The organism is Flavobacterium araucananum (assembly GCF_002222055.1).
GTDB lineage: Bacteria > Bacteroidota > Bacteroidia > Flavobacteriales > Flavobacteriaceae > Flavobacterium > Flavobacterium araucananum.
Map to the genome: position 1 here is coordinate 400392 of NZ_MUGS01000002.1, position 24928 is coordinate 425319.

22 protein-coding genes and 1 riboswitch are annotated in these 24928 nt (G+C 35.0%); of the genes, 21 read left to right on the forward strand and 1 reads right to left on the reverse strand.

The annotated features are described in order from the left end of the window. Positions 1–137: 137 nt before the first annotated feature. From B0A64_RS02035 to B0A64_RS02045, 3 genes are all read left to right on the forward strand, one after another. The gene (locus tag B0A64_RS02035; protein ID WP_089477944.1) at positions 138–1310 is read left to right on the forward strand and encodes a trans-sulfuration enzyme family protein; all 1173 of its coding nucleotides are present in this window, start codon (positions 138–140) and stop codon (positions 1308–1310) included. A gap of 347 nt (positions 1311–1657) precedes the next feature. Then, positions 1658–1948: an RDD family protein gene (locus B0A64_RS25470; protein ID WP_244285325.1), complete on the forward strand. Its 291-nt coding sequence runs from the start codon at positions 1658–1660 to the stop codon at positions 1946–1948. A 142-nt stretch (positions 1949–2090) separates the two neighbouring features. Continuing rightward, on the forward strand, positions 2091–2501 hold the full coding sequence (locus tag B0A64_RS02045) for an RrF2 family transcriptional regulator (protein ID WP_089477862.1): 411 nt from the start codon (positions 2091–2093) through the stop codon (positions 2499–2501). A 72-nt stretch (positions 2502–2573) separates the two neighbouring features. Here the strand turns inward: B0A64_RS02045 and B0A64_RS02050 are convergent, their stop codons facing one another. Continuing rightward, positions 2574–3356 carry a sulfite exporter TauE/SafE family protein gene (locus tag B0A64_RS02050; RefSeq protein ID WP_089477863.1) on the reverse strand — a complete coding sequence of 261 codons (783 nt, stop codon included), beginning with the start codon at positions 3354–3356 and terminating at the stop codon, positions 2574–2576. A gap of 312 nt (positions 3357–3668) precedes the next feature. Here B0A64_RS02050 and B0A64_RS02055 point away from each other — a divergent pair, with 312 nt between their 5' ends. The 18 genes from B0A64_RS02055 to B0A64_RS02140 all read left to right on the forward strand — a co-directional run bounded on the left by B0A64_RS02055 (position 3669) and on the right by B0A64_RS02140 (position 24888). Further along, the gene (locus B0A64_RS02055; RefSeq protein WP_089477864.1) at positions 3669–4571 is read left to right on the forward strand and encodes a sulfite exporter TauE/SafE family protein; all 903 of its coding nucleotides are present in this window, start codon (positions 3669–3671) and stop codon (positions 4569–4571) included. A 29-nt stretch (positions 4572–4600) separates the two neighbouring features. Further along, positions 4601–5308: a phosphoadenylyl-sulfate reductase gene (locus B0A64_RS02060; RefSeq protein ID WP_089477865.1), complete on the forward strand. Its 708-nt coding sequence runs from the start codon at positions 4601–4603 to the stop codon at positions 5306–5308. A 334-nt stretch (positions 5309–5642) separates the two neighbouring features. Further along, complete coding sequence (gene cysD / locus B0A64_RS02065) at positions 5643–6548, forward strand: sulfate adenylyltransferase subunit CysD (RefSeq protein ID WP_089477866.1); 906 nt, start codon at positions 5643–5645, stop codon at positions 6546–6548. Positions 6549–6694: 146 nt separating this feature from the next. After that, positions 6695–7939 carry a sulfate adenylyltransferase subunit 1 gene (locus tag B0A64_RS02070; RefSeq protein ID WP_089477867.1) on the forward strand — a complete coding sequence of 415 codons (1245 nt, stop codon included), beginning with the start codon at positions 6695–6697 and terminating at the stop codon, positions 7937–7939. A gap of 82 nt (positions 7940–8021) precedes the next feature. Then, positions 8022–10112: a nitrite/sulfite reductase gene (locus B0A64_RS02075; protein ID WP_089477868.1), complete on the forward strand. Its 2091-nt coding sequence runs from the start codon at positions 8022–8024 to the stop codon at positions 10110–10112. Beyond that, entirely contained in the window at positions 10105–10881 is a 777-nt protein-coding gene (gene cobA, locus B0A64_RS02080; RefSeq protein ID WP_089477869.1) for a uroporphyrinogen-III C-methyltransferase, read from the forward strand. Before B0A64_RS02075 ends, cobA begins: the two co-directional genes overlap by 8 nt. Before the next feature lie 192 nt (positions 10882–11073). Next, on the forward strand, positions 11074–11655 hold the full coding sequence (locus tag B0A64_RS02085) for a precorrin-2 dehydrogenase/sirohydrochlorin ferrochelatase family protein (protein ID WP_089477870.1): 582 nt from the start codon (positions 11074–11076) through the stop codon (positions 11653–11655). A 213-nt stretch (positions 11656–11868) separates the two neighbouring features. After that, positions 11869–12921, forward strand: coding sequence for an NAD(P)/FAD-dependent oxidoreductase (locus B0A64_RS02090; protein WP_089477871.1), 1053 nt, complete (start codon positions 11869–11871; stop codon positions 12919–12921). 296 nt (positions 12922–13217) lie between these two features. Then, a complete protein-coding gene (locus B0A64_RS02095) occupies positions 13218–13376 on the forward strand; it encodes a hypothetical protein (protein ID WP_244285326.1) in 159 nt (52 codons plus the stop codon). 108 nt (positions 13377–13484) lie between these two features. After that, positions 13485–13766, forward strand: a complete 282-nt coding sequence (locus B0A64_RS02100) for a TfoX/Sxy family protein (protein ID WP_244285327.1) — start codon at positions 13485–13487, stop codon at positions 13764–13766. Between the two features lie 327 nt (positions 13767–14093). After that, a riboswitch (SAM riboswitch) is annotated at positions 14094–14207 on the forward strand. A gap of 368 nt (positions 14208–14575) precedes the next feature. Further along, positions 14576–15580 (forward strand): homocysteine S-methyltransferase family protein, encoded by a 1005-nt coding sequence (locus tag B0A64_RS02105; protein ID WP_089477873.1) that lies wholly within the window; start codon positions 14576–14578, stop codon positions 15578–15580. A 106-nt stretch (positions 15581–15686) separates the two neighbouring features. Next, a complete protein-coding gene (locus tag B0A64_RS02110) occupies positions 15687–16847 on the forward strand; it encodes a leucine-rich repeat domain-containing protein (RefSeq protein ID WP_089477874.1) in 1161 nt (386 codons plus the stop codon). Positions 16848–17071: 224 nt separating this feature from the next. Continuing rightward, positions 17072–19789, forward strand: coding sequence for a methionine synthase (gene metH / locus B0A64_RS02115; RefSeq protein ID WP_262495523.1), 2718 nt, complete (start codon positions 17072–17074; stop codon positions 19787–19789). 3 nt (positions 19790–19792) lie between these two features. After that, positions 19793–20005, forward strand: coding sequence for a four helix bundle protein (locus B0A64_RS02120; protein WP_089477945.1), 213 nt, complete (start codon positions 19793–19795; stop codon positions 20003–20005). Between the two features lie 62 nt (positions 20006–20067). Then, entirely contained in the window at positions 20068–21024 is a 957-nt protein-coding gene (metF, locus tag B0A64_RS02125; RefSeq protein ID WP_089477876.1) for a methylenetetrahydrofolate reductase [NAD(P)H], read from the forward strand. A 135-nt stretch (positions 21025–21159) separates the two neighbouring features. After that, positions 21160–21813: a class I SAM-dependent methyltransferase gene (locus B0A64_RS02130; protein ID WP_089477877.1), complete on the forward strand. Its 654-nt coding sequence runs from the start codon at positions 21160–21162 to the stop codon at positions 21811–21813. A gap of 335 nt (positions 21814–22148) precedes the next feature. Next, positions 22149–23372: a dicarboxylate/amino acid:cation symporter gene (locus tag B0A64_RS02135; RefSeq protein ID WP_089477878.1), complete on the forward strand. Its 1224-nt coding sequence runs from the start codon at positions 22149–22151 to the stop codon at positions 23370–23372. A gap of 106 nt (positions 23373–23478) precedes the next feature. Then, the gene (locus tag B0A64_RS02140; protein WP_089477879.1) at positions 23479–24888 is read left to right on the forward strand and encodes a pyridoxal phosphate-dependent decarboxylase family protein; all 1410 of its coding nucleotides are present in this window, start codon (positions 23479–23481) and stop codon (positions 24886–24888) included. The last annotated feature ends 40 nt before the right edge of the window (positions 24889–24928 follow it).

Sequence of the window (24928 nt, forward strand, 5' to 3'; positions counted from 1 at the left end):
ATTAGAAAATTAGTCAATTAGATAATGCTCAGATCGAGTATAAATGAAATTGACTCGTTTTATTTTAGATCTTAAGTTTTGTTTTTTGCTTAACGCAAAACTTGAAACCTGAAACAAAAAAAAACAAAAAACACACAATGAACGAACAAGAATTTGGCTTTGAAACTCTGGCCATAAGAACACAATTAGAAAGAACACAATATCTCGAGCATTCGGTGCCACTATACTTATCGTCAAGCTTTGTATTTGAAGATGCAGAAGATATGAGAGCTTCTTTTACAGAAGAAAAAGAAAGAAATATTTACAGCCGTTTCAGCAATCCAAACACAACTGAATTTGTAGATAAAATTTGTAAAATGGAAGGTGCAGAGGCAGGTTATGCTTTTGCAACCGGAATGGCAGCAGTATATTCAACATTTGCAGCTTTATTAAATGCAGGTGATCACATTGTTTCGGCAAGCAGCGTTTTTGGTTCAACTCATGCATTGTTTGTAACTTATTTTCCAAAATGGAATATTGAGACATCCTATTTTGAGATCAATAAACCGGAAACGATTGAAGCGTTAATAAAACCAAACACAAAAATATTATACGCAGAGTCACCTACAAATCCGGGTGTCGATGTAATTGATTTGCAATTGTTAGGAGATATTGCCAAAAAACACAATCTGATATTAATAATAGACAACTGTTTTGCAACACCTTATATCCAGCAACCTTTAAAATTTGGAGCCCATTTAGTTGTGCATTCTGCAACGAAATTAATCGACGGTCAGGGACGTGTTTTAGGCGGAGTTACCGTTGGTAGCGAAGATCTAATCAGACAGATTTACCTGTTTTCAAGAAATACAGGTCCGGCTTTGTCGCCGTTTAATGCCTGGGTTTTATCAAAAAGTTTAGAAACTCTGGCAATTCGTGTCGAAAAACATTGCGAAAATGCCTTAAAAGTAGCTGAGTTTTTAGAAGCACATCCAAATGTAAACAGCATAAAATATCCTTTCCTGAAATCGCATCCGCAATACGAAATTGCCAAAAAGCAAATGAAATTAGGAGGTAATATTATTGCATTTGAAATCAAAGGCGGGATAGAAGCAGGGAGAAAATTTTTAGATAAAATAAAACTTTGTTCACTATCAGCTAATATTGGCGATACAAGATCAATTGTAACACATCCGGCTTCAACAACACACAGCAAATTGTCTGAAGAAGATCAATTGGCAGTTGGTATTACACAAGGTTTAGTGCGTGTTTCTGTAGGTTTAGAAACCGTAGCAGATATTATTGCTGATCTAAAACAAGCGCTTTCTTAAGTAATTTTAGATTTCTGATTTTAGATATTAGATTATACTATAAATGGCGATTTTTGACTGTAAATTTATTATAGTTAAAAGTCGTCATCTTCTTTTATAACATCTGTTGTACTAAAAGTATATTTTTGTTTTTAAATAATTTAAATACATGAAGAATCCTATTTATATTATAGATAAAAGAGTGTGGGCTTCAGATAGAAGACGTTTTATAAGTTGTATTTTGGATTTCTTTTTTGTCTTTGTTTCAATATTTGCTTTTAGTTTTGTTGTTTTGATGGTAGGAAATATTTTCAATTTGGGATAAAATTATTATTAATTATACCTATTCAGTTTTATTCGTTTTTTTAATGCTTAATTATTTAGTTATGGAATGGTTTTTTGGAAGATCATTTGGGAAATTAATGACTGGTACAATTGTAGTTGACAAAAATGGAATAAAACCAGGCTTTGATGTTATTTTTATAAGAACTCTTTGTCGTTTGATTCCTTTTGATCCGCTATCATTTTTAGGTAAGTCAGGAAGATTGTGGCATGATTCTCTTTCTAATACCTATGTTGTTAACAAAAAAGTATTAGACGAGAATGTGAAAATGTTTCATGAATTCAATTTAATAGGTATTAAAGAAGAAATAAATTAAACTATACTAATCTAGTAGAACTTACTTATTGATTGTGTTAGTATTCTCGTCCAAAAAGCCTATTTTTGTTGCAGAAAAATATGTAGTTTGTTATTTTAGATGAAAATCTGAAATCTACATTCTGCAATCTAAAATTTATATAGTGCTTTCAAAGAAAACAAAATACGGAATTAAAGCCTTGACTTATTTGGCCAGAAGAGAAAATAATGATCCTGTACAAATTGCCGAAATTGCGAAAAGCGAACATATTTCGATAAAATTCTTAGAAAGCATATTGTTGTTGCTTAGAAACTCCGGGTTTTTGGGTGCTAAAAAAGGAAAAGGAGGAGGTTATTATCTTATAAAAGATCCTAAAGATATTAGCATGGCAAAAGTGTATAGAATTCTTGAAGGTCCAATTGCGTTATTGCCTTGTGCAAGTCATAACTTTTATGAAAGATGCGATGATTGCGATGATGAAACAACCTGTGCAGCAAGACGTTTAATGATGGAAGTGAGAGACAATACACTTAAAATTCTTGAAAGTAACTCCTTGGCAGATATTGCATTTTAAACTATATAAGTTCATTTAATTCAGCTATACCACAAAGTCTAAAATAAACTTATCTGGTAAAAAAAAACTGTTTTAAAAAATCAGTTTATATCCGGCTAAAAAAAGCATAACTGCAATAGCATTTCTAAGCCATGAATCAGGCACTTTTCCGCTTAACATACTTCCTATAAAAATTCCGGGAAGTGATCCCATTAATAATTGTCCCAGTAAAAGTAAATCTAAATTTCCCATCGAAGCATGACCAATTCCGGCAACAAGAGTTAGCGGAACAGCATGAGCAATCTCCGTTCCTACCAAACGTGGTGTTGGCAAAAGTGGGTATAGAAAAAACAGAGTAACTGTGCCTAAAGCACCAGCACCTATAGATGTTAGTGTTACTGTTGCACCTAATAAAACCCCAATTCCAATAGTTAGCATATTTTGAGTATGACTCTCACTATGAAAACGGTCACCTGCATGTTTTTGAGAAAGTACTAATAGTTTCTTTTTAAATAAAATGGCAATAGAGGTAAAAAGTAATGCCCAGCCTAAACTGTATTTTATTACCGCATTTATAGTTGTAATATCTGTTTTGATGCTATTTAAGATCCATAAAGTTACTAAAGCTGCCGGAACACTGCCAAGAGTAAGCCAGCCCGTGATTGACCAGTTGATATTGCCTTTTTTATGATGTACAAATACGCCCCCCATTTTGGTAAAAGCAGCATATAATAAATCTGTGCCAACTGCTGTTGTGGGCGGAATACCAAACCACAATAAAATAGGCGTCATTAACGAACCGCCTCCTACACCCGTTAACCCAACAACAAACCCAACAACCAAACCTGCAATTACAAGACCTATTTGAAAATCCATGAATAAAAATTTGAAGTAAAAATAACAACAATTTTATAATTATCCTATGGATATGGTAGACTTTAAAATGCTATATTTGTAAATGGATATCTTTAATTATTTATTATATTGTAATACAGTACAATACGATTTTTTGATTAACGAGCCAATTTGTTATATTATTTAAAATAACGGTTTGCTTAACCAAAAGAGAATTAGAGTTGTAAAAAAATTAAATAATGTTTTGATATTTAGAAATAAGTACTAATTTTGCATAGTAATCTATTAACCCGATAGGGTAATAGATTTAAAGCTCAAAACCAGCCGTAGCGTATGGAAAAAGAATTGAAAATAAATAGTTATGATTTTAGGTCTGATGCATCAATAAAAGAAAAATTATGGGTTGTGATACCTGTTGTTTTGTTAGTAGGTTTATTATCTACATTGATATACAACCACTATGCTGAGTTTTCAGTAGATGGATTAGTTAATGGATTTAATGAGGAGTTTTTAGCATTTTTTGCTATTGGAGTTTTTGCTCAATTAGTAGACGGAACATTAGGAATGGGTTACGGAGCAACATCAACTTCATTTTTATTGGCTTACGGAGTTCCACCAGTTGTAAGTAGTACTGCGGTTCACGTTTCTGAAATGTTTACAACGGGAGCATCGGCACTTTCTCATCATCGTTTTGGAAACATCAATAAAAAACTCGTAAAACATTTGCTGGTTCCAGGCGTTTTAGGTTCAATAACAGGAGCTTATTTATTGTCAGATGTAATCAATGGCGACATTATTAAGCCTTTTATTGCAGTTTACATGATCATTTTGGCAGCTATTATTATCAAAAAAGCATTGTCTAAAACTATTGTAAAAAAGAAAACGACAAAATTAGGATATTTAGCCACTTTTGGAGGTTTTATGGATTCAGTTGGCGGTGGCGGCTGGGGTCCAATTGTAACATCAACATTATTAGGAAGAGGGAGAAATCCAAGATATACAATTGGTTCTGTTAATGCAGCCGAGTTTGCGATTTCATTTGCGAGCGGAATCACTTTTATGCTTTTTGGAGGAATTCATGGTTGGCAGGTGATTATAGGGTTGATTTTAGGAGGAGTAATTGCAGCACCATTAGCAGCTTATCTGGTTAATAAAATTAAAAGAAAACCAATGATGGTAGCGGTTGGAATATTAATTATACTATTGAGTTTAAAAACATTGTCTAAATTATTGTAATACGTTTTTTAGAGGGAAAGAAAGAGAATATGAGTGCGACTATACAATCATTATTAGATAAAACAAAAGATTTTTCGCTGGATGAAACCTTGGTTTTTTTAGCAAATGAATATCCCGGAAAAGTAATTTTTTCGACTTCTTTTGGTCAGGAAGATCAGGTAATCACAGATTTTATTGCAAAAAGCAATACTGATATTACCGTTTTTACCTTAGATACCGGAAGATTATTTCAGGAGACTTACGATGTTTTTCATAAAACATTAAAAAAATATAAAAAACCTATCGAAGTTTATTTTCCGGAAGCAACAGCAGTAGAAAATTTACTAAAACAAAAAGGACCAAACAGCTTCTATGATTCGGTAGAAAACAGAAAAGAGTGTTGTTTTATTCGTAAAGTAGTTCCGCTACGAAAAGCTTTAGCAGGAAACTCAGTTTGGATAACGGGTTTAAGAGCAGAACAATCTGAGAATAGAAACGACTTACAATTGTTTGAATATGATGGAGGATTCGAAATTATAAAGTTCAACCCCTTATTAAAATGGACTTTAGAAGAAGTTGAAACCTATTTATCAGAAAACAATGTTCCCCAAAATGCCTTACACAAACAAGGCTTCGTAAGCATAGGTTGCGCACCATGTACAAGAGCAATTTTTCCTGGTGAAGATATCAGAGCCGGAAGATGGTGGTGGGAATCAAGTCATAAAGAGTGTGGTTTGCATAGTGCGAAGAAAGAGTAGAGAAGAAAGAGAATAGAATAAAGAATATAGATTCAAGACAATAGATAAAGTTCCGGAGGAACGATTTATATTGTAGCGTCGGGTTTCAACCCGATGGACGAGGAGGAACGATTTATATTGTAGCGCCGGATTTTAATCCGGGGGAGGTTGAAGATTGTAATGTGAAATTTCAACCCGATGGAGATTGATGATGGCAAAGTCGTGAAACAACGAATTGAAATCCGTTGAAAAAATAAAAACAAAAAACACAGAATAACGATAGTCTTACAGGTTTTAGATTAAACTCACAGCGATCTAAAACTAAAAAACTGTCAGGCATTAAACAAAATATCAAATGAGTTCAAGTTCAGTATTAAAAACAAACGCTTTAGAGAGTGAAGCGATATACATTTTCAGAGAAGTAATTTCACAATTTGACAAACCTGTTTTACTTTTTTCTGGAGGAAAAGACTCTATAACATTAGTGCGTTTGGCACAAAAAGCATTTTTTCCTGCTAAAATTCCGTTTCCTTTATTGCATGTTGATACAGGACATAACTTTCCTGAAACTATTGCTTTTAGAGATAAATTGGTAGAAGAGTTAGGATTAGAACTAATTGTTCGTAATGTTCAGGATGCTATCGATGAAGGAAAAGTAGTGGAAGAAACAGGAAAATACTCCAGTAGAAATAGTTTGCAGACGACAACACTTTTAGATGCAATCGAAGAATTTAAGTTTGATGCTTGTATTGGTGGTGCACGTCGTGATGAAGAAAAAGCAAGAGCCAAGGAACGTATTTTTTCAGTACGTGATGATTTCGGACAATGGGACGAAAAAAATCAACGCCCTGAGTTATTTGATATTTTAAACGGAAAAATAGAAAATGGTCAAAACGTTCGCGTTTTCCCAATTTCGAACTGGACAGAATTAGATGTGTGGAGTTATATCGAAAAAGAGCACATCGAAATTCCATCGATCTATTTTTCGCATAAAAGAAAAGTTTTTTTGAGAGACGGTTTAATCTGGTCACATTCTCCTTATGTGTATCAGGAAGAAGACGAACAAATCGAAGAAAGAATTGTTCGTTTCAGAACCGTTGGGGATATGAGTTGTACGGCTGCTGTTGAATCTTATGCTGCAACAATTAAAGAAGTGGTAGGAGAAATTAGAGAATCAACTATTTCTGAAAGAGGTGCCAGAATCGATGACAAACGTTCTGAAGCTGCAATGGAAAAGAGAAAACAACAAGGATACTTTTAAGTTGTTGGTTGATAGTTTTTAGTTAATAGCTGAAAACTTCAATAAATACAACAATAACATAAAAGAGCAGATTTAATATTTTGATGGTTTTAGTTGATGTTTTAGAAAGCCAACAACCATAAACCAACAACCAACAACAAAAAAGAATGGAAGTTTTAAAAATAGCAACAGCAGGAAGTGTAGATGACGGAAAAAGTACTTTGATTGGAAGATTATTGTATGATACAAAATCATTGACGACCGATAAGATTGAAGCAATCGAAAAAAGCAGTAAACAAAAAGGATACGATTATCTGGATTTTTCGTTAGCAACAGATGGTTTGGTAGCAGAGAGAGAACAGGGGATTACGATTGATGTTGCGCATATTTATTTTTCGACTGCAAAAAAAAGTTACATAATTGCTGATACTCCCGGTCACGTAGAATATACGAGAAACATGGTTACAGGAGCGTCGACTTCTCAGGTTTCTATCATTTTAATCGATGCCAGAAAAGGAGTTATTGAGCAAACCTACCGTCACTTTTTTATCAATAATTTACTGAGAGTAAAAGAGGTAATTGTTGCGATTAACAAAATGGATTTAGTCGATTATTCAGAAGAAGTTTTCAATAAGATCAAAGCCGATTTTCAGGCTCTAAATGCTAAAAGTACTTTCAAGGAACAAAACGTAAGTTACATTCCGCTAAGCGCGATCAACGGTGGAAACGTAGTAGATCAGTCAAAAGATATGCCTTGGTACGACGGTCAAACCGTTCTGGAGCATCTGGAAGGATTAGATTCTGAAGATGTTTTTGAAACAGGCAAAGCACGTTTTCCGGTTCAGACCGTAATTCGTCCAAAAACAGAAGAATACCATGATTTTAGAGGGTATGCGGGGAAACTGTACGGAAACTCCATTAAAGTAGGAGATGCTGTAACTGTTTTACCTTCTCTAACAGAATCAAAAGTATCCAAAATTCATTTTTTCGATAAACAATATGATGAAGCTGTTGCAGGTTCTTCGATTACGATCGAATTAGAAAATGATATCAATGTTACAAGAGGCGATATGATTGTAAAATCATCAGAACTTCCAAAAATTGAAAAAGAAATCAGTACAACCGTTTGCTGGATGGACAGTAAAAAACTCGTTGCAGGTACAAAATATATTGTACAACACAACACAAACGCTGTTTTGGCGAAAGTAGAAAGTATCAAAAATACCATCTCAACAGATTATTCAGGAACAAAAGAAGCGTCGCAATTAGCGATAAACGAAATAGGAGAAGTAAGCATCAAGTTAAGTAAACCATTATATTTTGATGCCTACAACGATAATAAGTCAAACGGAGCCTTTATCTTAATTGATACAGCAACCAATACCACAGCGGGAGTAGGATTCATTCGCTAGTTGATCGTTGATGGTTTTTAGTTGATAGTTATTCTGCCAACAAACCAACAACCAACAACTGACAACCAACAACTAAAGAAATATGGAAAGTTTTAGAACAGAAATAGAAAATCCGATTGTTCAGAAAGAGATCATCGATTTAGAAAAAAAGATTCATTTATTTCGTGGAGGAAAAATTGATGATGAGCGTTTTCGTAGTCTTCGTTTGGCACGCGGAATTTACGGACAACGTCAGGAAGGCGTTCAAATGATTCGTATCAAATTGCCTTATGGCAAAGTGACCAGTGAACAATTGGTCCGAATTACAAAAGTTTCTGATGAATATTCTACCGGACGTTTGCACATTACAACACGTCAGGACATTCAGATTCACTATGTAAGTCTGGACAGAACACCTGAACTTTGGGCAAATTTAGCAAAAGACGACGTTACCTTGCGTGAAGCTTGCGGTAACACCGTTAGAAATATTACCGGAAGCGAATTGGCTGGAGTAGATGTAAACGAACCATTTGATGTTTCGCCTTATGCACATGCTTTATTTCAATACTTACTAAGAAACCCAATCTGTCAGGAGATGGGACGTAAATTCAAAATTTCGTTCTCTTCTTCAGACGAAGATACTGCTTTGAGTTATTTACACGATTTAGGCTTTATCCCTAAAATTGTTGATGGCGTTCGTGGTTTCAAAATCATGTTAGGCGGAGGTCTGGGATCTCAGCCGGCACATGCCGAATTGCTTACCGAATTTGTTCCGGCAAATGAAATCATTCCAACAGCAGAAGGGGTAATTCGTATTTTTGACCGATATGGAGAACGTGCTAAAAGAATGAAAGCACGTATGAAATTTTTAATCAAAGAAATGGGAAGAGATGTTTTTCTTGATTTGGTTGAAAAAGAGAAAAAAGCAATCGCTTTTGAAACTTACGAAATCGACACAACAGCTTTTGACGGACCAATTCCGGAGCCATTATTAACAGCACCAGCCGTTACTATAGAAGATACCGCAGCGTATGAAGCTTGGAAAAAATCGAATGTAATTGCACAAAAACAAACAGGTTATTATGCTATTGGGATCAAAGTTTTATTAGGCGATTTTTATACCGATAAAGCCAGATTATTAGCCGATTTAATAAAAAATTACGCCGCAAACGAGTTACGTTTTTCATTGCGTCAAAATATTGTAATACGTCACGTAAAAGAAGAAAACTTACCTTTCTTTTATCAGGAATTAGCCAAGCTGGACTTTGTTCATTTAGGGTATAATTCTACAGCAGATATTACGGCATGTCCCGGTACAGATACTTGCAACTTGGGGATTGCAAGTAGTACCGGAATTGCAGAAGAACTTGAAAAAGTGCTAAATGCAGAATATCCGAAATATCTAAACAATCACGAGATCGAAATCAAAATTAGTGGTTGTATGAATGCCTGCGGGCAACACAATATGTCGGCAATTGGTTTTCAGGGAATGTCTATCAATTCAGGAAAACTGGTAGCTCCGGCTTTGCAGGTCTTGTTGGGCGGAGGAAAATTAGGCAATGGATCAGGACGTTTTGCAGATAAAGTAATCAAAATTCCAAGCCGTAGAGGGCCGGATGCATTACGTACGATCTTAAATGACTTTGATGCCAATGCAAACGGAGAAAAATTTCTGAATTATTATGATCTGAAAGGAGAGAAATATTTCTATGAAATTTTAAAACCTTTCGCAGACGTAACCAATTTAACCGAAGCTGATTTTGTAGATTGGGGTAATGCCGATAACTATGTAAAAGCAGTTGGAGTAGGAGAATGTGCCGGAGTAGTCATCGATTTAGTCGCTACGTTATTACTGGAAGCCAAAGACAAATTGACTTTTGCACAAGAATCATTCGACGAGAATAAATGGTCAGATGCGATTTATCATGCTTATGCAGGATTTGTAAATGGTGCAAAAGCTTTATTGCTTTCAGAAAATGAAAAAACAAATAATCACGCTGGAATTGTAGACCTATTTGATACTGTTTTTATAGCAACTTCGAAGATAGAATTGCCAACAACATTTAGAGAATTAGTGTACCAAATCAATCAAAATGAACCATCAGAAACATTTGCAAAAGCATATATTCAGCAAGGAATTTCATTTTTTGATACTATAGAAAAATACAGAGCTCAAGAATTGGCAAATGCATAAAATAATAAAACCCAAAGTAACTTTAGTTGGCGCAGGGCCCGGAGATCCTGATTTGCTTACGCTAAAAGCCGTAAAAGCACTAGCTGAAGCAAATGTGGTTTTGTACGATGCCTTGGCCAATGACGAAATATTAGCACACGCGCCTAAAAATGCCATCAAAATTTTTGTTGGAAAAAAGATAGGAAATCACGCCTATACGCAAGATCAAATCAATCAGTTGATTGTTGATAATGCTTTAACATACGGAAACGTAGTACGTTTAAAAGGTGGAGATCCGTTTATTTTTGGGCGTGGAAGCGAAGAAATAGAATTTGTAGAAAGTTTCGGAATCGAAACGTTTGTAATTCCCGGAATCTCTTCAGTTGTTGCTGTTCCTGCAAGTCAGGGAATTTCGATAACTAAAAGAGGCGTTTCAGAAAGTTTTTGGGCGATTACCGGAACAACTTCAGACAGAAAACTGTCTTCAGATGTAGCTTTGGCTGCACAATCTTCTGCAACAGTTGTTATTTTGATGGGAATGCACAAATTACCTCAAATTATAGATTTATTTCAAAAAGAAGAGAAAGGAAATTTACCCGTTGCAATCATTCAAAACGGTACAACAGCCAATGAAAAAGTAGGTGTTGGGACAGTAGATTCGATTTTAGAAATTGTAGAGCAAAAAAAACTGGGATCACCCGCAATTATCGTTCTTGGTGAGGTTGTTCGTGAAAGCAATAAATTAAAAGGATTTTATGAAGAATTCCTTTCAAAAGAAATCGCAAGATAAAGTTTCGGAGGAACGACAAATTTTGTAGCGTTGGGTTTTAACCCGATGTACGGATAGAGATGTACGGATAGAATTGAGATAATTTAGGATTCCAACCCGATGTACGTATAGAATAAAACATATAAAAATCAGATTTTTAACCTGAATAGAATAAAAAATCATCTAATTTTGATTGGATGAAATTAAATTATAATGGAACAAAATGAATTATACCCAATATTCCTAAAACTACACAATCTAAATGTTCTGATTGTTGGCGGAGGAAACGTTGGGTTAGAAAAACTCTCTTTTTTATTAAAGTCGAGTCCCAATGCAAATGTTGAGGTTGTAGCACCAAATTTCCATTTAGAAATAAAGGTTTTGGCAGAGAATCACCCTTCGGTTACATTAACAACATCGAAGTTCAAAAAGAAAATGCTCAAAAAACGTCACATGGTAATCGCCTGTACAGATGATTTAGAAGTCAATAAAAAGGTATACGATTTATCCCGAAAACGTTATTTGATTTGCAATATTGCCGATACACCGGATTTATGTGATTATTATTTAGGTGGAATCGTAACGAAAGGGAATGTAAAAATTGCCATTTCGACCAACGGAAAATCACCAACAACAGCCAAAAGGCTACGGGAATTTTTTGAAGAGGTAATTCCGGAGGATATCAATCAAATGGTTGAAAACCTCAATGAATACAGGAAGACATTGAAAGGCAATTTTGAAGACAAGGTTAAAAAGATGAACGAGATTACCGCTTCATTAAAAAATAGAGAATAATAAAAGAGTTCCGGAGGAACGACAAATTTTGTAGCGTCGGGTTTTAACCCGATGATTCCGGAAGGACGAATTATATTATAACGTCGTCCCGATAGCTATCGGGATTAACCCGATGAAAAATTTCGCAAGGAAATCAATGATAAAAATCATTTGACATTAGAATAAATTATTCGTTTCTTTGTATTATTAAGAATGATTATAAACAACAACATAATGATTAAAACAGATATACTTATAATTGGAGCAGGGCCAACAGGTTTATTTGCCGTTTTTGAGGCAGGTTTATTAAAATTAAAATGCCATATTTTAGATGCTTTACCACAAGCAGGGGGGCAACTTTCAGAATTGTACCCTAAAAAACCTATTTATGATATTCCTGGTTTTCCGGAAGTTTTAGCAGGAGATTTAATTGATAACTTACAAGAACAAATTAAACAATTTGAACCAGGTTATACATTAGGAGAACGTGCAGAGACAATCGAAAAACAAGAAGACGGAAGTTTTATTGTAACCTCAAATAAAGGAACTAAATTTCACGCGCCGGTTATTGCTATTGCTGGAGGTTTAGGAAGTTTTGAGCCTCGTAAGCCACTTATTGAAGATATCGATTTTTATGAAGATAAAGGAGTAAAATACTTTATTAAAAATCCTGAAAAATTCAGAGATAAAAGAGTTGTAATTGCCGGTGGAGGAGATTCAGCTTTAGACTGGAGTATCTTCTTAGCAAATGTAGCTTCAGAAGTAACATTAATTCACCGTAGAAACGAATTTAGAGGAGCTCTAGATTCTGTAGAAAAAGTACAGGAATTAAAAACAGCCGGAAAAATTAAATTAATTACTCCTGCAGAAGTAATTGGAATCAATGGTGCTGAGCATGTTGAATCATTAGATATCGAAGAAAACGGAGCACACCGTAAAATCGAAACAGATTTCTTTATTCCTCTTTTTGGATTAACTCCAAAATTAGGACCAATTGCAGATTGGGGATTAGATATAGAGAAAAATGCCATTAAAGTAAACAATGCATTAGATTATCAAACTAATATTCCGGGAATCTTCGCCATTGGAGACGTTAATACTTATCCGGGTAAATTAAAATTGATTCTTTGCGGATTCCACGAAGCGACTTTAATGTGTCAGGCAGCATATCAAATCATCAATCCAGGTAAAAAATATGTGTTGAAATATACAACAGTTTCAGGAGTAGACGGTTTTGACGGAACTCGTAAAGAAGCTCCAAAAGCGGTTGTTAAGGCGATTCTCTAAGAGTCTAAATTTCTAAGGGACTATCCCGATAGCTATCGGGACTAAGATTTTATATAGAAGCTCAAACTTTTAAAGTTTGGGCTTTTTAAGTCTTAAGATAATCCCAGAGGGATGAAATATTTATAGAATTAACGATATTTGTTGGAGAGAAACCCCATCGGGGGTGACATATAAATAATTAACATAAAAAATTAAGATATCGCTCCGCTGGAGCTTTTTTCGAATGCTGTTTTTGGGGCTATAAATATTATGCTCCTCTGGAGCTTAGAAAAAAAAATAATATTGAAAAAATAGATATGCAAGATTGGTTTGAAAATTTATCAAAAGAAGAAAAAGAGGAAATTGAAATAGGACTTAAACAAGTAGAGAATAACGAATTTACAGATCATGAAGAAGTGATGGAAATATTCGCAAAATATAAACAAACTATTAAGATTCTAAACTTAGTACCTTAGCAACTCAGAACCTCAGAACCTTTAAAAAAAAATGGCTTTCGACGAAAATAATGCACAAAGAATCCGAACATTTTTACAACATAAAGATGCCGATTTTTCGAAAAGAAAATGTTTGGCGGGCTTGTTTTTATGGTAGATAATAAATTGTGTTGCGGAACTCGTCTTGACAAACAAATTGGAGAAAATCTTCTGTTATGCAGAATCCATGATAAAGCGTATGCAACCGCAATAGAAAGAGACGATGTATTGCCAATGCCAAATGCAGAAAAACCAATGAAAAACTACATTTTTGTTACAGAAAATGGTTGGCAAAAAAGTCAGGATTTAGCATTTTGGATACAACTTTGTTTAGATTTTAATCCGTTTGCAAAATCCAGTAAGAAGAAATAATTAAGAATTTAAATTAAATAAATTTAATCCCATCGGGATGTTATATTTATAGAATTGATAATTGGTCATGAACATAACCCCATCGGGGTGACATATTCGATATTACGGTAATTACGATATCGCTCCGCTGGAGCTTTCTTCGAATGATATTTCTTTTTGCTATAAATATTATGCTCCGCTGGAGCTTTAATAAAAAAAAAGATGTAAAAAATCCTAAACTTAGAACCTCAGTCCCGATAGCTATCGGGATAGTTCTTAGAAACTTAAAAAAACACTTGCAATTGTTCAGGTTATGTCTTTACTTTGCACTGTTCTTAAAATTACTGAAAGTTATCACGAAAGGCGGAGGGAAAGACCCAATGAAACCTTAGCAACCCTTTATCATAAAGAAGGTGCTACATTCTACTTTGTACTAATCATAGTATCTAAGATAGATAACACAAATACATAAAAAGTATTTCTCAAAACTCTTCCTGACAACTTACAATATAATTTTACCGAATTCACTTTGGTATCATGAGCGAATCATTGACGCATTTTTGCCGTCAATCGTTCCCGCTTTCGCCTATATCTCTCGATTTCATTGCGAGGATAGCGGCTCAAACGAAGTTCACTGAACTCCTATGAAAATAGAAATTAAGTGAAGTAATCGGGGCTAATGAGCCAACAATAGTGAATTTTTGGAATTAATGTGAATCAAAATAACGTATCCTAACAGGTTTTTGAAACCTGTTAGGTATATAATTAGAAACTAAATAAAACTTAGCAACTTAGAGCCTTAGCGTCTTAGTAGCTAAAAGACAAAAGCTATGGCAATAACAATTCAGGAAGCAATAAAAAAAAATATCCTAATCCTTGACGGAGCAATGGGAACCATGTTGCAGCGCTATAATTTCTCCGAAGAAGATTTTCGAGGAGAGCGTTTCAAAGATTTCCCGCATCCATTAAAAGGAAACAACGATTTACTATCCATAACACAACCACAGGCAATCCGCGATGTCCACGCCGCTTATTACGAAGCCGGCGCAGACATCGTAGAGACTAACACTTTTTCAGGAACCACAATTGGTATGGCCGATTACTTTCTGGAAGATTTGGTTTACGAACTAAACTACGAATCGGCTAAACTTGCCCGAGAAGTAGCCGATGAATTTACAGCCAAAAATCCGGACAAACCACGTTTTGTTGCAGGTTCAATAGGACCAACAAACCGTACGGCGAGTATGTCGCCAGATGTAAACGATCCGGGATACAGAGCCGTAACGTTTGATGATTTGCGCATTGCCTACAAACAACAAGTAGAAGCGCTAATGGATGGAGGTTGTGATTTGCTTTTGGTAGAAACCATCTTTGATACTTTAAACGCAAAAGCAGCGCTTTTTGCGATTGAAGAAGTAAAAGACGAACGTAATCTTGATATCCCGATCATGGTTTCAGGAACTATTACAGATGCTTCAGGAAGAACACTTTCCGGGCAAACTGTCGAAGCATTCCTGATTTCAGTTTCGCATATTCCGTTATTGAGTGTAGGGTTTAACTGTGCTCTTGGAGCTGATTTGTTGAAACCGTACTTGAAAACATTATCACAGCACACAAGTTTTAATGTTTCGGCACATCCCAATGCAGGATTGCCAAACGCATTCGGACAATACGATGAAACACCGGAACAAACTCAGGCATTCATCAAAGAATATTTAGATGATAATTTAATTAATATAATTGGTGGCTGTTGCGGAACAACTCCGGATCATATTAGATTAATTGCTGAGGTGGCGAAGGGTTATAAGCCGAGAGTTCCTTCCGTGGTAATGTAAATATAAACGAGAAAAGATTGTTGTAAATTTTTGTTGGTACTTAGGGGGAATTTGGATTTATTTCACTCACAATTACAATGAAAAATAAAATACTAACTATTACACTATGAATACTAAAAGTTACTTTGTTGGATGGTTAACTTGTTTAAGTTTGATTTTTTTAAGTTGTTCCAATTCTGATGATGATTCTAAGAACATCAATTCTGATAAAAATTGCACTCAAACAGTAAATATTCCAGATGCAAACTTTAAAGCTAAATTATTATCTGCTACCGCAGACTTAAATAATGTTGTGGCTTCCAATTTAGAAGGTTTTGTAACTAAAATTGATGCTAATAATGATGGGATTATTCAAGTTTGTGAAGCCGAAAACATTAGTGAACTGACTGTTGATAATTCAAATATTAGTTCATTGGAAGGCTTGCTTGCCTTTCGAAATCTTAAATACTTATCTTTTAGAAGCAATAAGGTTAAAGTTTTAGATGTTTCAAGTCTAAAAAAACTACATACAGTATATTGTGAATATAATAATATCACTAATATAAATGTACAAGGTTTGACCAACTTAAAATTTCTTTGGTGTAGTCAAAATGAATTAACTTCCTTAAATTTAAGTTCATTGCCGTCACTTGAATCTGTGTATTTTGAATCAAATAAAATTAGCAGTTTCAACATTGAAAACTCAAATAAAATTAGTGATCTAAGAGGTTCAAATAATTTATTAACGACTTTAACAATTGGACCTTTAAAAAATTTGAGTTACTTATATATATCTTATAATTTATTGACGTCTTTGGATGCTAACAATTTAAAAAATTTAAGTTCGTTGCATTGTTCTAATAATAAGATGACCTTTTTGAATGTTTCAAATTGTATTAGTTTAATGGATATTTATTGTGATAACAATGTTTTATCAGATTTAAAATTAAGTAATTGTAGTAAGTTGAATTTTATCAGAGGCTACAATAATAAGTTAACCACAATCGATTTAAATGGTTTGACAGCATTAAAAAATTTAGATATATCCAATAATCTTTTATTTAGTTTTGATGCACGTTATTGCCCTCAACTTGATTATTTAGATATTTATAATATGGCAAATTTACAATCCATGGTGTTAAAAAACGGAAGTAATTTGAACAATTACTATTTTGGAAATAATCCTAAACTTACCTCTATCTGTTGTGATGTTTCTGAATTGGCTGAAGTTCAAAATCAAGTTAATTTTTGGGGATATAACTGTACTATTAGTACTAATTGTTTTTAAAATTATAAGAGCTAGTTAATATAAATACTTGGTTAGTGTTTGCAAAGAGAGTATTGCTTTAAAAAAAAGAGATATATAATATATAAATATTGCTTTGTTTCTCGCAATGCCAAATTGTAACACAAAACCGCGTGAGGGATAGAAGTGGTTAGCCCACAGCCTGACTTCGTTCCTCGCAAAGACAAGCAAGACGTTGAAATAAAAGTTCCAGAGGAACGAAACATATTGTAGCAATGGAATTTATTCCGTTGAAAATTGAAAAAAAAATGGCAGAAAACAGAAGAGACCTTGTATTAGCAGGATTAGAACCGTTGATTATCACGCCTACCAGTGTTTTTGTAAACATTGGCGAGCGTACGAATGTTACGGGTTCAAGAAAATTCCTTCGCTTAATCAAGGAAGAGAAGTATGACGAGGCACTTGATATTGCAAGACAACAGGTAGAAGGAGGAGCGCAAATCATCGATATTAATATGGATGAGGGAATGCTTGATGGAGTTCAGGCAATGACTAAATTTTTGAATTTAATTGCATCAGAACCGGATATTTCGAGAGTACCAATTATGATTGATAGCTCGAAATGGGAAATCATTGAAGCGGGTTTAAAAGTAGTACAAGGAAAAAGTGTTGTAAACTCGATTTCGCTAAAAGAAGGAGAAGAAGCCTTTATTCATCATGCCAAATTAATCAAACGATACGGAGCTGCGGCTATTATTATGGCTTTTGACGAAGTAGGTCAGGCGGATAATTTTGAACGAAGAGTCGAAATCTGTCAGCGTTCGTATGATATTTTGGTTGATAAAGTTGGTTTTCCGCCACAGGATATCATTTTCGATTTAAATATTTTTCCCGTTGCAACCGGAATGGAAGAACATCGCCTGAATGCTTTGGACTTTTTTAGAGGTACAAAATGGGTTCGTGATAACTTGCCACATGCACATATTAGCGGAGGAGTAAGTAACGTGTCGTTCTCTTTTAGAGGAAATGATCACGTTCGTGAAGCGATGCACTCGGTATTTTTATACCACGCAATTCAAAACGGAATGACGATGGGAATCGTAAATCCGGAAATGCTTTCAATCTATGATGATATCCCTAAAGATTTATTAGAACACGTTGAAGATGTAATCTTAAACAGACGTGACGACGCGACAGAACGTTTATTAGATTTTGCTGAGAACGTAAAAGGCGAAGTAAAAAGTGATGAAAAAGCGATTCAGGAATGGCGTTTAGGAACGGTTCAGGAACGTATTACGCATTCATTGGTAAAAGGAGTTGATGCTTTTATCGAAATAGATGTAGAAGAAGCCCGTCTTGCCGCTGTAAAACCTATCGAAGTTATCGAAATCAATTTGATGACGGGAATGAATGTGGTTGGAGATTTGTTTGGAAGCGGAAAAATGTTTTTGCCTCAGGTTGTAAAATCGGCACGTGTAATGAAAAAAGCCGTAGCCTACTTGTTGCCTTATATCGAAGCAAGTAAACAAGCTGGAGACAAACAAGGAAACGGAAAAATATTGATGGCAACGGTAAAAGGTGACGTTCACGATATTGGTAAAAACATCGTTTCGGTAGTTTTAGCCTGTAACAATTATGAGATTGTAGATCTTGGGGTTATGGTGCCTCCGGAAAAAATTATTGCCGCTGCGATAGAACACAACGTTGATATCATTGGCTTAAGCGGATTGATCACCCCTTCGCTTGACGAAATGGTTTATCTGGCAAAAGAATTAGATAAGCAGGGAATTAAAATCCCGATTATGATTGGTGGTGCAACCACTTCACGTGCGCATACGGCCGTAAAAATCGCACCACAATATAGAGAAACTGTAATTCACGTAAACGATGCTTCAAGAGCTGTTACTGTTGCAGGAAACCTTTTAGATCATAACCGAAAAATATATGCAAGCGATATTCGTGCCGATTATGATGCATTTAGAGAAACGTTTTTAAATCGTTCGAGAGATAAAAACTTCCTGACAATCGAGCAAGCGCGTAAAAATAAATTACAATTGGATTGGGCAGAATATACGCCTACGAAGCCAAAAGTAATTGGAAAACAAATCGTTGAGGTAGAACTGGATGTTTTGGTTCCGTATATTGACTGGACACCATTTTTTAGAACCTGGGAATTGTTCGGGAAATATCCGGCAATCCTGACAGATGAGGTTGTGGGAGTAGAAGCAACTTCTCTTTTTGCAGATGCTCAGGCAATGCTGAAAGTGATTCTGGCAGAGAAAAAATTATCAGCAAAAGGAATTTACGGTATTTTCCCCGCAAACCAGATTGATGATGATGATATCGAATTGCGTGATGAAAACGGAAAAGTTCTGGAGAAATTCTTAACGCTTCGTCAGCAATCGCAGAAAACAAAAGGAGCACCAAACATCGCTTTGTCTGATTTTATATTGCCAAAAGACTCTGGAATTACAGATTATATAGGAGCATTTTGCGTAACAACAGGTTTTGGGGTTGATGAATGGGCAGCCGAATTTGAAAAAGATTTGGACGATTATAATTCCATTATGGTAAAAGCATTAGCGGATCGTTTTGCTGAGGCTTTTGCCGAATATCTTCACGAAAAAGTACGTCAGGAATTCTGGGGTTATGATGCCGAAGAATCCCTTTCGACAGAAGATTTGATCGAAGAAAATTACAAAGGGATTCGTCCTGCGCCAGGTTATCCCGCTTGTCCGGATCACTTAGAGAAACCAACAATCTGGAAACTCCTGAATGTAGCAGACGAAATTGGAGTAACTCTGACGGAAAGTATGGCAATGTGGCCGGCGTCATCTGTTTCAGGATATTATTTTGGAAATCCGAAAAGTAAATACTTCGGACTTGGAAAAATAAAAGAAGATCAGGTAGTCGATTACGCCAAACGCCGAAACGTTCCTACAGATTATGCAATGAAATGGTTAAACCCTAATATAGCAGATTAAGATATTGCTGAAGGTTGTGGACGCCAAACATCAAAAGATACAATACATTTTCTTCATATTTCGAGAGGATCATTATATGAATTAGAAACACAATATTATTTAGCATTTGACCAAAAATACATAGATGAAAATAATTTCAATATTGCTTTTGAACAGATTCAGACTTGCAAAAAGCTGTTGAATAGGTTTATTAACTATTATAAAAAATTAATATAGTTGACGGTTGCTATTTTCACCTGCAAAATCAACCATCAACCAAAAACTATCAACTATAAAGAATGAAAGTAACACAACATATAGAAAACGCCAAAGGAAAAACATTATTCTCATTTGAAATTATTCCGCCTCAAAAGGGGAAAAGCATTCAGGAATTATACGATAATATTGATCCGTTGATGGAGTTTAATCCGCCATTTATTGATGTAACAACTTCTCGTGAGGAGTATATTTATATTGATAAAGGCAATGGGCTTTTAGACAAGAAACTAACACGCATGCGTCCGGGAACGCTTGGAATTTGCGCTTCTATAAAACATAAATACAACGTAGATACTGTTCCTCACGTACTTTGTGGCGGGTTTACAAAAGAAGAAACGGAATATCTTTTGGTAGATTGTAACTATCTTGGTATCGACAATGTGATGGCTTTACGTGGTGATGCCATGAAAGACGAACAATATTTCATGCCAAAAGCAGGAGGAAACGATTATGCTATTGATCTGGTAAAACAAATTAGTTTATTGAATCAGGGAAAATACCTTCATGAAGTAATGGATGCTGATAACAGAGCTAACTTTTGCATTGGAGTTGCAGGTTATCCGGAGAAACATTTAGAATCTCCATCACTGCAATCAGACTTAAAAAGACTGAAAGAAAAAGTAGATGCCGGAGCAGATTATGTAGTAACACAAATGTTTTTTGACAATGCAAAATATTTCAAGTTTGTAGAAAAGGCGAGAGAAATGGGAATCACAATTCCTATTATTCCAGGAATTAAACCTATTGCAGTTCAGAGACATTTACAGGTTTTACCACAGATTTTTCGTATCGATTTGCCGGAAGATTTAATTCATGCCGTAGATTCATGCCAAAATAATGCAGAAATAAGACAAGTGGGTATCGAATGGGCAATTCAGCAATCGTTGGAATTAAAAGCAGCCGGAGTTCCTGTTTTGCATTATTACTCTATGGGGAAATCAGAGAATATTCGCCAGATAGCGAGCCATCTTTTTTAATGTCATTGCGAGGAACGAAGCAATCTGATGTTGCTTATCTTTTGTACTTTTGTTAGTGCGGTTGCTTGGTTCCTCACAATGACAAACAATGCTTGGAATTTGGATTTTTAAATTTGGAATTTAACTTTTACCATTATGAAACAAGAAGAATTACAAGCAATAGCTTCTCAGTTAAAGCATCCTAAAGGAGAAAAAGGAATCGAAATGGCAAATATGATGAATGAAACCAACATCAATATGACGCACCATTCAATTCAAAATCTACATATAGCATCCGGAAATATAATTTTGGAATTAGGTCATGGAAATGCGGGGCATTTAGAATTTATATTCGAACAAGCTGAAAACCTGAAATACTACGGACTCGAAATGTCTGAATTAATGTTTCAGGAAGCACGCCAGATCAACAGAAATTATGTTTCTCAAAAAGAAGCTTTCTTTTCTATTTATGACGGTAATACAATTCCGTTTCAAGAGGCTTCTTTCGATAAAATATTTACCGTAAATACGCTTTATTTCTGGCAGGAACCTGAAAAATTGCTTTTAGAAATTTACAGAGTTTTAAAACCCAAAGGAATTTTGTGTATCACTTTTGCCGAAGAAAGTTTTATGAAGCAACTTCCTTTTACCCAATTTGATTTTGAACTTTACAGTACTGAAAAGGCCAACAAACTAATTGAAAAAACGCCTTTCAAAATCATAAATGCACCAACCCAAACAGAGAAAGTAAAAAGTAAAACAGGCGAGTTGGTAGACAGAGCTTTTACTACTTTGGTGTTGGAGAAATAATGATTAATGCGAATTAATGACCTAAACCGTTTATTTTGTACCGTTAAGGACTAAATGTCGGTAGAAATTATGAATTAAAAGGGATCTGGCGTGCCGTAGGTACGCAACAAACCGATATCTATTGCGTACCTGCGGCACGCCAACACATTTCGAATTTACGGTCTGTAATATTTAATGTCTAACGGCACATTTTAACTGTTGATTCGCTAGATTAGAAAAGCATTCGAAATCATTTTAATTCCTGGCATAAAAAAATAATTTTACTACTCTTTTTTTGATTACTTTAATTGATTTTTATTTCAGGTTTCTATTCAGGATTGTAATACTTTAAATATATGGAGGTTAAAAAAATCAATTTTCTCAAGAGTTACAGCAGTATCCTTTTACTTCTTGGCGGAATCACAATTGGCAGTATTCTGGGATTAGTTTTTAAGGAAAAAGTTGAGGTGATAAAACCTCTAGGAGATATATTTCTGAACTTATTGTTTACAGCAATTATTCCGCTTATTTTTTTTACTATCGCTTCGTCAATTGCAAATTTAGAAAGAACCGAAAAGCTGGGTAAATTGTTTCTTATAATGATTGCTGTTTTTTTAGGAACAGTTTTAATTTCGGCAATTGTAATGATTATTGCAGTTTATCTTTTTCCAATTCATCAAAATATTATAATTTCTAAAGTTCCATTGGAAAACATTCAATCCGGAAGCATAGGCGAGCAAATAGCCCAATTGCTTACTGTAAATGATTTCTTTGAGTTATTGTCGCGTAAAAGTATGTTGGCATTAATTATATTTTCTTTTTTAATAGGTTTTGCAAGCTTGCAATCCGAAGAAAAAGGAACTGCTTTCAGGAGTTTTCTGGATTCAGGAAACGAAGTCATGAAACAACTTTTAGGTATGATTATGAAATTGGCTCCAATAGGTTTAGGGGCATATTTTGCCTATCAGGTTGGAGTTTTCGGCCCACAATTATTTGGAATTTATGCCAAACCATTGGGGGTTTATTATGGTGCTTGTGTACTTTATTTTTTCATATTTTTTAGTTTATATGCTTTTGTCGCCGGAGGAAAAAGGGCTTTTAAAGTTTTTTGGAGTAACAATATTACACCGGCTTTAACCGCAGTTGGGACTTGTAGCAGTATTGCAACAATTCCGGCAAACCTTGACGCTGCCGAAAAAATGGGAATACCTAAACACGTCCGTAATTTAGTTATTCCGTTAGGAGCTCCATTACATAAAGACGGTTCAAGTATGTCCTCTATCTTAAAAATAACCTTTCTTTTTGCCATGTTTGGAAAAGATTTTACCTCACTATCAACAATTTTACTTGCATTAGGGATTACAGTAATTGTTTCGATTGTCGAAGGCGGAATCCCAAACGGAGGTTATATAGGAGAAGTTCTTGCCATTACAGTTTATGGTTTACCAATGGAGCAAGCCTTGCCCGTAGCCATGATTTTAGGAACCCTTGTTGACCCAATTGCAACTTTATTGAATGCCAACGGCGATGTGATTTCTTCTATGATGGTCTCGCGTTTCTCCGAAAAAACCAAGTGGTAGAATAACCTCACTAATAAATAAAAATCAGTATTAATTTGCTTAATCAGTATAATCTGTGAGCTGTTTTTACAGCAGCACTTAGCTGTAGCATTCAAATATATAAATAATGAATTCAGTACTTCAGAACGATCTTAACGATCTCGAAAATATACTTAATCAGACCAAACAACACGGATTAAGTTTTTTGAATAATCTCGAAAATATTCCAACTTCAAATAAAAACAGAATTGATCCCACACGGGTTTTAAACGAATTAGGTTTAGGATCATTGGCTGCTTTAGAGGAGTTTAAAGAACGATTAGCGCCGCTGATGGTTGCTTCGCCGGGACCAAGATATTTAGGATTTGTAACCGGAGGCTCAACTCCGGCTTCGATTGCAGGCGATTGGCTGGCATCAGTTTATGATCAAAATACGCAAGCGATAAAAACTCAGGGAGGTGTTTCGGCTTTAATTGAGTTTGAAACAATCAATCTGTTATTACAATTGTTGAACTTGCCGGAATCTTTTTCAGGTGGTTTTGTAACCGGTGCAACCATGTCTAATTTTACGTGTCTGGGAGTTGCAAGACAATGGTTTGGAGCACAATCAGGAAAAGACTTTGCAAAAAACGGAATTTCGGAAACAATCAATATTCTGACTGCCACACCACATTCTTCGTCGATAAAAACAATAGCGATGTTAGGAATTGGAAGTAATAATTACACCACAATCAAAACGATAGAAGGCAATCGTGAAGCAATTGATATCGCTGATCTGGAAAAGAATATCCAGCATCTAAACGGGAAACCTTTTATCTTAATTTCAAGTGCGGGAACCGTAAATACAGCAGATTTTGATGATTTTGAAGCTATTTCAAAACTAAAAGAAAAGTACAAATTCTGGTGGCATATCGATGCTGCTTTTGGTGGTTTTGCTGCTGTTTCAGAAAAGTTCAAACATCTTACAGACGGTTGGGAAGGTGCTGATAGTATTACAATCGATTGTCATAAATGGCTCAATGTACCTTATGAAAGTGCTTTTTATTTAATTAAAAAAGAGCATATAAATCATCAGGTAGATACTTTTCAAAATTCGAATGCACCTTATCTCGGTAATGCATTAGAGAATTTTAATTACCTGAATGTATTACCGGAAAACTCGCGTCGTTTGCGCGCATTGCCGGTTTGGTTTTCGTTAGTAGCCTACGGAAAAGAAGGCTATCAGGATATTGTAGAAAATAGTGCAGCACTAGCATTGCATTTTGCGAATGCGCTCATTGAAGATGATAATTTTGAACTTCTGGCACCAATTCGTCTCAATAATGTTTGTTTTACTTTAAAAGGAGATCACAATCAGGAAAACGTAAGTCAGTTTTTGACGGAGCTAAATGACAGGGGAAAAGTATTTATGACGCCTACATTTTATGAAGGCCGTAAAGGAATCAGAGCTTCTTTTGTAAATTGGAGAACAACGGAAAATGACGTTAAAATAATTGTCAAAGAATTAAAAGAAACGATCTCAGATCTCGATTTATAATAGTCGTTTTATTATCATTACTGCGCATTAAAAAAAAGAA